At 69.7% G+C, this 10779-nt stretch carries 9 protein-coding genes; 8 read left to right on the forward strand and 1 reads right to left on the reverse strand.

Translation table 11 applies throughout. The features are described 5' to 3' along the window. Nucleotides 1-32: 32 nt before the first annotated feature. The 7 genes from ACIOJD_RS28820 (at nucleotide 33) to ACIOJD_RS28850 (ending at nucleotide 8157) form a co-directional block, all read left to right on the forward strand. A complete protein-coding gene (locus ACIOJD_RS28820; protein WP_401918794.1) occupies nucleotides 33-1391 on the forward strand; it encodes a phosphomannomutase/phosphoglucomutase in 1359 nt (452 codons plus the stop codon). 518 nt (nucleotides 1392-1909) lie between these two features. Further along, entirely contained in the window at nucleotides 1910-2092 is a 183-nt protein-coding gene (locus ACIOJD_RS28825; protein WP_401918796.1) for a Trm112 family protein, read from the forward strand. A gap of 82 nt (nucleotides 2093-2174) precedes the next feature. Continuing rightward, nucleotides 2175-3314 (forward strand): SIS domain-containing protein, encoded by a 1140-nt coding sequence (locus tag ACIOJD_RS28830; RefSeq protein ID WP_401918798.1) that lies wholly within the window; start codon nucleotides 2175-2177, stop codon nucleotides 3312-3314. A 112-nt stretch (nucleotides 3315-3426) separates the two neighbouring features. Further along, on the forward strand, nucleotides 3427-4590 hold the full coding sequence (gene manA, locus ACIOJD_RS28835; RefSeq protein WP_401918800.1) for a mannose-6-phosphate isomerase, class I: 1164 nt from the start codon (nucleotides 3427-3429) through the stop codon (nucleotides 4588-4590). A gap of 88 nt (nucleotides 4591-4678) precedes the next feature. Continuing rightward, the gene (locus ACIOJD_RS28840) at nucleotides 4679-5656 is read left to right on the forward strand and encodes a cation diffusion facilitator family transporter (RefSeq protein ID WP_401918802.1); all 978 of its coding nucleotides are present in this window, start codon (nucleotides 4679-4681) and stop codon (nucleotides 5654-5656) included. A 301-nt stretch (nucleotides 5657-5957) separates the two neighbouring features. Beyond that, nucleotides 5958-7415 (forward strand): adenosylhomocysteinase, encoded by a 1458-nt coding sequence (gene ahcY, locus ACIOJD_RS28845; RefSeq protein WP_401918804.1) that lies wholly within the window; start codon nucleotides 5958-5960, stop codon nucleotides 7413-7415. A gap of 127 nt (nucleotides 7416-7542) precedes the next feature. Then, the gene (locus tag ACIOJD_RS28850; protein WP_401918806.1) at nucleotides 7543-8157 is read left to right on the forward strand and encodes a hypothetical protein; all 615 of its coding nucleotides are present in this window, start codon (nucleotides 7543-7545) and stop codon (nucleotides 8155-8157) included. Between the two features lie 4 nt (nucleotides 8158-8161). On the opposite strand, the gene ACIOJD_RS28855 is transcribed toward ACIOJD_RS28850, so the two are convergent. Beyond that, nucleotides 8162-9109 carry an RDD family protein gene (locus ACIOJD_RS28855; protein ID WP_401918808.1) on the reverse strand — a complete coding sequence of 316 codons (948 nt, stop codon included), beginning with the start codon at nucleotides 9107-9109 and terminating at the stop codon, nucleotides 8162-8164. A 118-nt stretch (nucleotides 9110-9227) separates the two neighbouring features. Between ACIOJD_RS28855 and ACIOJD_RS28860 the strand changes: the two genes are divergently transcribed. Then, the gene (locus ACIOJD_RS28860; protein ID WP_401918810.1) at nucleotides 9228-10235 is read left to right on the forward strand and encodes a stage II sporulation protein M; all 1008 of its coding nucleotides are present in this window, start codon (nucleotides 9228-9230) and stop codon (nucleotides 10233-10235) included. The last annotated feature ends 544 nt before the right edge of the window (nucleotides 10236-10779 follow it).

A 10779-nucleotide genomic window follows, 5' to 3' on the forward strand; every position in this document is an offset into this window, starting at 1 on the left:
CCGCCGTGACAGGAACTTCAGGAGGATTGTCCGTGGCTGACGTGTCACAGATCGTGAAGGCGTACGACGTGCGCGGGGTGTACCCCGATCAGCTGGACGACCGGCTCGCGGAGCTGTTCGGCGCCGCCTTCGTCGAGGTCACCGGCGCCGACGCGATCGTCGTCGGCCACGACATGCGGCCCTCCTCGCCCGGCCTGGCGTCCACCTTCGCCCGGGGCGCGGTCTCACGCGGCGCGAACGCCACGATCATCGGGCTGTGCTCCACCGACCAGCTGTACTACGCGTCGGGGAACATGAACGTACCCGGCGCGATGTTCACCGCCTCGCACAACCCCGCCCGGTACAACGGCATCAAGATGTGCCGGGCGGGCGCGGCTCCGGTGGGCCGGGACACCGGCCTCGCCGAGATCCGCGCGCTCGTCGAGGGCTGGCTGGAGGAGGGCGCGCCCCTCTCGGTGACCAAGCCGGGAACGCTCGCGCAGCGTGACACGTTGAACGACTACGCCGCGCATCTTCTGTCCCTGGTCGACGTGTCAGCGATCCGCCCGCTGAAGGTCGTCGTGGACGCGGGCAACGGCATGGGCGGGCACACGGTCCCGACGGTGCTCGCCGACCTGCCGCTGGACGTCGTGCCGATGTACTTCGAGCTGGACGGTACGTTCCCGAACCACGAGGCCAACCCGCTCGACCCGAAGAACACCGTCGACCTCCGGGCCCGCGTCCTGGCCGAGGGCGCCGACCTGGGCCTCGCCTTCGACGGCGACGCCGACCGCTGTTTCGTCGTCGACGAGCGGGGCGAAGGCGTCTCCCCGTCCGCGATCACCGCGCTGGTCGCGGCGCGCGAACTCGCCAAGCACCCGGGCGGCACGGTCATCCACAACCTGATCACGTCCTGGTCGGTCCCCGAGGTCGTCAAGGAACACGGCGGCACCCCGGTGCGCACCCGGGTCGGCCACTCCTTCATCAAGCAGGAAATGGCCCGTACGGGAGCGATCTTCGGCGGCGAGCACTCCGCGCACTACTACTTCCGCGATTTCTGGAACGCGGACACGGGCATGCTGGCCGCGCTCCACGTCCTGGCGGCCCTCGGCGGCCAGGACGGCCCCCTGTCCGAGCTGGTCGCCTCGTACGACCGCTACGCGGGCTCCGGCGAGATCAACTCCACCGTCGACGACCAGAGGGCCCGTACGGCCCTGGTCCGCGAGACCTTCGCGACCCGCGACGGCATCACGCTCGACGAGCTCGACGGGCTGACGGTGACGGCGGCGGACTGGTGGTTCAACCTCCGGCCGTCCAACACGGAGCCGCTGCTGCGGCTGAATGTGGAGGCGCGGGACGAGGAGACGATGAGAAGGATCAGGGACGAGGCGCTGTCGCTGATCCGGGGATAGCGCGTCGCCGTCCGGCGGGGTGCGGGTGCGGGTGCGGTGTGTGGTGGGTGCGGGGCCCGGGGCCTCCGGAGGTACATGTCCGGACGGCATGATGTACGGCGCGTGCGGGTTTGTTGTTCGGGTCCGGGCCGGCTTGCGCCACACATCACGCTTCAGTGTCCGGACACGCACCTCCTGCACCCCCGACCCTCTCCCGCCGGTCGCTTGTCTGCCGCCCCGGCGCCGGAGGGGCAGTTGGTGACGGGCGGCGAAGGGGGGCGCGCAGGGGTCGTGTCCGGAACGTAGAGCGTGATGTGTGGCGCACACCGGCCATCAGCCGACTACGAGACCCGCACGCGCCGTACATCATGCAGTGCAGGACATGACCCCGGAGCGGCACCCGGCAACAACCCGCACCGAACCACGCACCGGCACCACAACGCACCCGCACCCGCCCCCGCCGGACGGCGCTACGTCGGGCGGCGACCGGCGGTACCCTGACGTGGCCCGATCCGTCCGTTCGAAGGGACACCATCCACATGCCGCTCGAAGCCGGCCTCCTGGAGATCCTCGCCTGCCCGGCCTGCCGCGCGCCGCTCAGCGACCGTACGGCCGCCGACACCCCCGAGCTGATCTGCACCGGCGAGGACTGCGGCCTGGCCTACCCGGTACGGGACGACATCCCCGTACTCCTCGTCGACGAGGCCCGCCGCCCCGCGTAAGCCCTCGCGCAGGCCCCGCTCAAGCCCCGCTCAAGCGCCACCGCAGCGCCGTCACAGCGCTGGCGATCGGAGGTCCGTCCCCATGCTCGACGAGTCGCTGCTCGACGCTCCCGACGCGCTGGCCCGCGCCGACCACCTCGGTCTGCTGCGCGGCGCCGCCGAGGCAGGGGCCCGGGTGCGTACGGCCCTGCGGCACACCGCGGAGGCCGGTATCGACGGGCTCGCTCCGGAGGGACGGCCCCGCGCCGTACTGATCGCGGGCTCCGGCGCCGCCGCGACCGGTGTCGCCGACCTGATCGGCGCCCTGGCCGGGGCAGCCGCACCCGTCACCCGGCTCCGCCCGACCGGCGTCGCGCCCGCCGCGGGCGCGCTGCGCTGGGCGCTGCCCGGCTGGGTCGGCCCCGTGGACCTGCTGCTGATCGCCACGACCGAGGGCAGCGAACCGGGCCTCGCGCTCCTCGCCGAGCAGGCGTACCGACGTGGCTGCACGGTCGTCGCCGTCGCCCCCGCCCGGTCGCCGCTGAGCGAGGCGGTCGACGGTACGCACGGTCTGATCGTCCCGATGGCGATGACGCCCAGCGAGCAGTACGAGGAGGAGCGGACCCAGGTGGCGGGCCCCGGCGCGCTGTGGGCGCTGCTCGTGCCGCTGCTCGCTCTCCTCGACCGCGTCGGCCTGCTCACCGCGCCGACCGAGACGCTTCAGCTGGTCGCCGACCGGCTGGACAGCACCGCCGAACGCTGCGGCCCGGCCATCGCGACGTACAGCAACCCGGCCAAGACCCTCGCCGCCGAGATCGCGGACAGCCTCCCGCTGATCTGGACGGAGGGTACGGCCGCGGCCCCGGCCGGGCGCCGGTTCGCCGCCGTACTGGCCGAGCTGACCGGCCGCCCCGCCCTCGCCGCCGAGCTCCCCGAGGCCCTCCCGGCGCATGGCGCGCTGCTCGCCGGCGACTTCGCGGGCGGCACCGGCTCCGAGGACTTCTTCCGTGACCGGGTCGAGGAGAGCCAGGCGCTGAGGGCGCGCGTCGTCCTGCTCCGGGACCGCCCGGTCGGCGGCCTCACCGCGGCCCCCGCCGCCCGCGAGCTCGCGGGCGGCCACGACACGGCCATCAGCGAGCTGGAGCCGGAGGACGGCAGCGAGCTGGAGGCTCTCGCCGAGCTGATCGCCGTCACCGACTTCGCCACGGTCTACCTGGCCCTCGCAGGGAACGCCGCCGAATAAGCGCGCCGCCACCCCCACAACATCTCCACCCGCACAACACCTCCACGCCAACAACACCCGCGCCGCCACAGCACGCCGCCGTCACGTCACCCCGTACGAGGAATCTCACGCCATGGACCGCCTTTCCAACACTGTGCGCCCCTACGCCTGGGGCTCCACGACAGCCATCCCGGAGCTTCTCGGCACCGAACCCACTGGCGAGCCCCAGGCCGAAATGTGGTTGGGCGCCCATCCGGGGGCGCCGTCCCGCCTCGACCGGGGCGCGGGAGAGCAGGCGCTCTCCTCCGTCATCGACGCCGGCCCCGAGACGGAACTCGGCGCGGACACGGTCCGGAAGTTCGGCCCCCGCCTGCCGTTCCTCCTGAAGCTCCTCGCCGCCGGTTCGCCGCTCTCCCTCCAGGTCCACCCCAACCTGGCCCAGGCGCGGGAGGGTTACGCGGACGAGGAACGCCGGGGTGTCCCGATCGACGCCGCCCACCGCAACTACAAAGACGCGAACCACAAGCCCGAACTGATCTGCGCGCTCACCCCCTTCGACGGACTGTGCGGCTTCCGCGCCCCGGACGAGGCCGCCGAGCTGCTCGCGCGGCTGGAGGTCGACTCCCTCAAGCCGTACGTCGATCTCCTCCACGCCCACCCGGAAGAGGCCGCGCTGCGCGAGGTCCTGACGGCGGTCCTCGGCGCGGATCCGGTCGACATGGCGGCCACCGTCACCGAGGCGGCGGCGGCCGCGAACCGGCTCGGCGGCGACTACACGCCGTACGTGTCGATCGCCCACCACTACCCCGGCGACCCGGGCGTCATCGCCGCGATGCTGCTCAACTACGTACAACTCCAGCCCGGCGAGGCGCTCTTCCTCGGCGCCGGCGTTCCGCACGCGTATCTCAACGGCCTCGGCGTCGAGATCATGGCCAACTCGGACAACGTCCTGCGCTGCGGTCTCACCCCCAAACACGTGGACGTCCCGGAACTTCTCCGGATCGTGCGGTTCGAAGCGACCGAACCGGGAATCCTGCGCCCCGAGGCGTCCCCGTCGGGCGAGGAGCTGTACGACACCCCCATCGACGAGTTCAGGCTGTCCCGCTACGCCCTCGCACCGGGCGCCGCACCGCGCGACCTCACGGCCGCCACGCCTCAGATCCTGCTCTGCACGGACGGCTCGCCCCAGGCGAACGGACTCGGCCTCGCTCCCGGCGGCTCGGTGTTCGTCCCGGCGGGCGAGAAGACCGAACTGTCCGGTACCGGAACCGTTTTCCGCGCGACAGTGGTGGCCTGATCAACCGGCCGCACGGCCAGCTGCAACAATGTCCCGCCGTACCGCGGCGCCAGGGCCGCAAGCACCAAGGAAGGGACTTCACGCACCCATGAGCGCGTCAGGCGGAACCAAGGCGATCGTGGCGGCGCTCGGCGCCAATCTCGCGATCGCAGTAGCCAAGTTCGTGGCGTTCCTCTTCAGTGGTTCGTCGTCGATGCTCGCGGAGAGCGTGCACTCCCTCGCCGACTCGGGCAACCAGGGGCTGCTCCTGCTCGGCGGCAAGAAGGCACAGCGCGAGGCCACCCCGCAACACCCCTTCGGCTACGGCCGTGAACGCTATATCTACGCCTTCCTCGTCTCCATCGTGCTGTTCTCGGTCGGTGGCATGTTCGCCGTCTACGAGGGTTACGAGAAGATCAAGCACCCGCACGAGATCGAGGCCTGGTACTGGCCGGTCGGTGTGCTCGTCTTCGCGATCATCGCGGAGTCCATCTCCTTCCGTACGGCCATCAAGGAGTCCAACGCCACACGCGGCTCGCTGTCCTGGAAGGACTTCATCCGCCGGGCCAAGGCCCCCGAACTCCCCGTCGTCCTCCTGGAGGACCTCGGAGCGCTGGTCGGTCTCGTCCTCGCCCTCGCCGGCGTGGGCCTCGCCCTGGGCACCGGCAACGGCATCTGGGACGGCATCGGCACGCTCTGCATCGGCATCCTCCTCATCGTGATCGCGGTGGTCCTGGCGGCCGAGACGAAGTCCCTGCTCCTCGGCGAGGCCGCGGGCACGGAAGACGTCGAGAAGATCAAGGCCGCGCTCGTCGACGGCGATGTGGTGACCGGCATCATCCACATGCGTACGCTCCACCTCGGCCCCGAGGAGCTGCTGGTCGCCGCGAAGATCGCGGTCGAGCACGACGACACCGCCACCGAGGTCGCCCACGCGATCAACGCAGCCGAGGCCCGGATCCGCGAGGCGGTCCCGATCGCCCGGGTGATCTACCTGGAGCCGGACATCTACAGCGAGTCGGCAGCCGTGGCGGGCACGAACCCCGCCACGAACCCCGCCGGTCCGACTCCCGACCCCGCCCACTGAGAAGCCCGGAGAACTGACCGGAGAACGCAACGGAGACGGGAAGCGGAGACGGCTCGAACCTCCGCTTCCCGCAATCCGTTCCCGGAACGACTTGTCTGCCGCCGCATCGATCGGTGTAGATTCGTGACCAGAGCCAGACGTCGCTGCTGATGGCGGTCGGGCGGGACGCTCGCGCGGACCGGCCGAGGGAGAGAGGGCCACCGACGGACTGCGCCGCGAGTGCCCGGGCATTCGTATGCCCGCCGCCGCAGAGCCAGCCGACGTACCCACCCTCGACCCGATTCACGAGGAGCAGCTCGTTATGACGACTGTCGCCAACCGACAGGACTTCAAGGTCGCCGACCTCTCGCTCGCCGAGTTCGGCCGCAAGGAGATCACCCTCGCCGAGCACGAGATGCCCGGCCTGATGTCGATCCGCAAGGAATACGCCGACGCGCAGCCGCTGGCCGGCGCCCGTGTCACCGGCTCGCTGCACATGACGGTGCAGACCGCGGTCCTCATCGAGACCCTGACCGCCCTCGGCGCCGACGTCCGCTGGGCGTCCTGCAACATCTTCTCCACCCAGGACCACGCGGCCGCCGCCGTAGCCGTAGGCCCCAAGGGCACCCCGGACAGCCCCCAGGGCATCCCGGTCTTCGCCTGGAAGGGCGAGACGCTGGAGGAGTACTGGTGGTGCACGGAGCAGGCCCTGACATGGCCGAACACGCCCACCGGCGGCCCGAACATGATCCTGGACGACGGTGGTGACGCCACCCTCCTGGTCCACAAGGGCGTCGAGTTCGAGAAGGCCGGCGCGGCCCCCGACCCGGCCACCGCGGACAGCGAGGAGTACAGCTACATCCTCCAGCTCCTGAACCGCACCCTCTCCGAGAACCCGCAGAAGTGGACCCGCCTGGCGTCCGAGATCCGCGGTGTCACCGAAGAGACCACCACCGGTGTCCACCGCCTGTACGAGATGCAGCGCGACGGCCTCCTCCTCTTCCCGGCGATCAACGTCAATGACGCGGTCACCAAGTCCAAGTTCGACAACAAGTACGGCTGCCGCCACTCCCTGATCGACGGCATCAACCGCGCCACCGACGTCCTCATCGGCGGCAAGGTCGCGGTCGTCTTCGGCTACGGCGACGTCGGCAAGGGCTGTGCGGAGTCCCTGCGCGGCCAGGGCGCCCGCGTGATCATCACCGAGATCGACCCGATCTGCGCGCTCCAGGCGGCGATGGACGGCTACCAGGTCTCCACGCTCGACGACGTCGTCGGCATCGCCGACATCTTCGTCACCACGACGGGCAACAAGGACATCATCATGGCCGCGGACATGGCCAAGATGAAGCACCAGGCGATCGTCGGCAACATCGGCCACTTCGACAACGAGATCGACATGGCCGGCCTGGCGAAGATCGACGGCATCGTCAAGGACGAGGTCAAGCCGCAGGTCCACACCTGGACGTTCCCCGACGGGAAGACGCTCATCGTCCTCTCCGAGGGCCGCCTGCTGAACCTGGGCAACGCGACCGGCCACCCGTCCTTCGTGATGTCCAACTCGTTCGCGGACCAGACCCTGGCCCAGATCGAGCTCTTCACCAAGCCGGAGGACTACCCGACCGACGTCTACGTGCTCCCCAAGCACCTGGACGAGAAGGTCGCCCGCCTCCACCTCGACGCGCTCGGTGTGAAGCTCACGACGCTCCGCCCGGAGCAGGCCTCGTACATCGGTGTCGATGTCGCGGGCCCGTACAAGCCCGACCACTACCGCTACTGATCCCACCGGGCCCACACACGGGCCCGCAGGAACACATACCGGTTGTACGGACAGGCCCCCGCACCCCCGTGTCGGGGGCCTGTCCCGTGTGTCAGTCGCCGAGGACTCGAAGGACCCGGAAGACCCCATGCCCCGCGGCCGTTATTCGCTCCACGATCCGCACGATCACACCCCTCTCGGTGACGAACACTTCCACTGCGCGCCCGGCCCCTCCGGCTGGCGCTATGTCTCGCAGATCACCACTCCCTCCGGCGACCACGCCGGCTCCGTCGATCTGGCCCTCGACGAACTCGGCCGCCCCATCCGTCTTCAACTCCACGCCGCCAGCTGGCAGATCCGCGGCGCCGCCATCGACGGCGTCACCTGGGTCCGTACCGACCCGAGCGGCACCCATGCCACCGAAGGCAACGTCCGCGCCCACGCCTTCACCGGAACCTCCCCCGCGTTTCTCGTCGCGACCGCCCGACTCCTGCGCCTCACCCCCGGATCTCCCGCGACCCGTGTCCGCCTCGTGGCCTTCACGGATCCGGTCCTCGCCCCCCGTACTCTCGATCAGTCCTGGGCCCTGATGAACAGTGAAGCGCATGCCACTGACAACGGGCCCCTGATCGTGGACGAGTACCAGGTCAGCGCCCTGGACACCGGCGAACAGCACACGGTTCACCTGGCCGGCGACGTGGTGCTCTCAGCCCCCGGCCTCGAACTCGAAGACCTCGAAACCCCGCCCTCGGCGCTGTCCTGACGTCCTAGGCAGGTGGGGCGAAACCCGTCGTCGGCGGTGTTCCGGCAGGCCCGGCATCCGGCGCGGGCGTGGCTGCAGTTGGGGCCACAGGAGTCGCGGGGAAGGCGGCGGGCGGGGGCACGGCGTCGGCAGAGGGCGCAGGAGCAGAGGGAACCGAGCCGGGAAGAGCTGAGGCCTCAGAGCCGGTGACGGGGGAGGCGGCGGAGGAGCCGAAGGCCCGCCGTGCGTCCCGCGCCTGCCGCTCGTTGACCACGGCCGCCAAATACGCACCGGCGGGCACCCCTTGAGGCGCCGGCGTCCCCGTACGCTCCGCCAGATCGCCCGCGAGCCGCTCCGCCATCGCCTGGCCGACCCCGGCGTCGAGCTGCCGCATGCGGGTCAAGTACTGACGTATGGCAAGCCACAAATCGTCCGGCACGGCGGACAGGTCCAGCTCCGCGAACCGCCCAACGAGCCATGGGGGAGGCGGCGGAACCATCGCCATGCGCGCCGCCGGGGCCCTCTCCCGTACGACCAGGGTCCCCGCGAAGACATCCCCGATCCGCCGCCCCCGCGCCGACACCAGCGACGCGATACAGCCGATGACCCCGAACGACATGAGGATCTCCACGACCCCGACCGCCCCGCGCACCAGCGCGTGCCGGAACCGTATGGGCCCGCCGTCGTCCCGTACGACCCGCAGCCCACAGGCCAGCTTCCCCAGCGAGCGTCCGTGGCTGAGAGTCTCCACCGCGATCGGACCGCCCACCGGCACCAGCAGGAAGGTGGCGACGCTCACCGCCGCGACCGCCGCGTCGTCCAGCGAACCCGCCGCCACGAAAATCAGGACCGACACCAGGAGATAGGCGGTCCAGGCCACCACGAGGTCAATGGCGAGAGCCAACGCCCGGCTGGGCAGCTTCGCCGGGCGCAGCCCCAGTACAACCGCATCGCCCGTCACAAGCTCATTCACCGGTGCCCACCCTTCGCCGCCCTTCCCTGCCCCTGGAATCCTCAGTCTGCCAAGCTGGCCCGCAACGCGCCGCAGTAGTACGGACCGTACGCACTCAGTCCTGGAGCAGCAGCCGACCATGGATCTCGATGTCTTCGTGACAGCCCACCGCGCCGAGTGGGAGCGACTGGACCATCTCCTGCGCCGCGGTCGCCGCCTCAGCGGTGCCGAGGCCGACGAACTCGTCGCCCTCTACCAACGCACGGCCACCCATCTCTCCCTGATCCAGTCCAGCGCGCCCGACCCCATGCTCACCACCCGCCTCACCCAGCTGGTAGCCCGAGCCCGCGCCACGGTCACCGGCGCCCGCCGCGCCACCTGGCGTGATGCCGCACGCTTCCTGACCGCCGGTTTTCCCGCGGCCGTCTACCGCTCCCGGCGCTGGTGGATCCCGACCGCGCTTCTCTCCGTTCTTCTCGCCGCCGTCATCGGCTGGTGGATAGGAGCCCACCCCGAGGTCCAGTCCGCGATCGCCGCCCCTGACGAGCTGCGCCGGATGACCAGGCCGGGTGGCGAGTACGAGACGTACTACTCAAGCCACCCGGCAGCGTCCTTCGCGGCCCAGGTCTGGACGAACAACGCTCAGGCCGCCGCCATGTGCCTTGTCCTCGGAGCCTTCCTCTGCCTCCCGGTGATCTGGATCCTCTTCGTCAATGTCCTCAACCTCGGAGTCGGCATAGGGCTGATGTCCTCGGCCGGCCGCCTGGACACCTTCCTCGGCCTGGTCCTCCCGCACGGTCTGCTCGAGCTGACAGCGGTCTTCGTCGCGGCCGGTACGGGACTCCGCCTCGGCTGGACACTGATCGACCCGGGGCCGTACAGCCGTCGCACAGCCATGGCCCAACAGGGCCGTGCCGCACTGGGCATGGCCGTCGGCCTGGCCCTGGTCCTCTTCGTATCGGGCCTGATCGAGGGCTTCGTGACCCCGTCCGGCCTGCCCACATGGGCCCGCATAGCCATCGGTATCGCCGCTGAACTGATCTTCCTCGCCTACGTCTACATCCTTGGCGGTCGAGCAGCCCGCGCGGGCGAGAACGGAGACGTGGAAGCCGCGGACCGGAGCGCCGAACTCCCCATCGCCGCCTGATGTGCGCATCGTGTCTCTGACCTGTTAGTCTCCTCTTCGCCCCACAAAGACCGTTGACACGGCCTGAGCGGGGAGGTAGATTTGAACGGTTGCCTCGAAGCTGGACAAACTTCGAGCGCGGTGGTTAATATCTACTGTGGCTCCCGACGGAAATCGCATTTCCGTGGAGCCCTTCGATTCGACATTCAGATCGACAGGTCGATGCAATCGACTTCGGTTTGCCTCTGATAAAGTCGGGTCAGCCGAAAGGCAAAAGGCTAATCCAAAGGCCGCCAGAATTCTTGAGGCAGACAGTAGCGCCGAGTGAATCTGGTAGAGTCGGAACCGCTGGAAAGGGAAACGCGAAAGCGAAGAACTGGAAAGCAAGCCCCGCTCCGACGGGGAATCGGACACGAAAGAGTCTGATAGAGTCGGAAACGCAAGACCGCAAGACAGAATAAAATGAAAGACCGAAGGGAAGCGCCCGGAGGAAAGCCCGAGAGGGTGAGTACAAAGGAAGCGTCCGTTCCTTGAGAACTCAACAGCGTGCCAAAAGTCAACGCCA

This window comes from Streptomyces sp. NPDC088116, from assembly GCF_044741745.1.
In the GTDB taxonomy this organism is placed as follows: Bacteria; Actinomycetota; Actinomycetes; order Streptomycetales; family Streptomycetaceae; genus Streptomyces.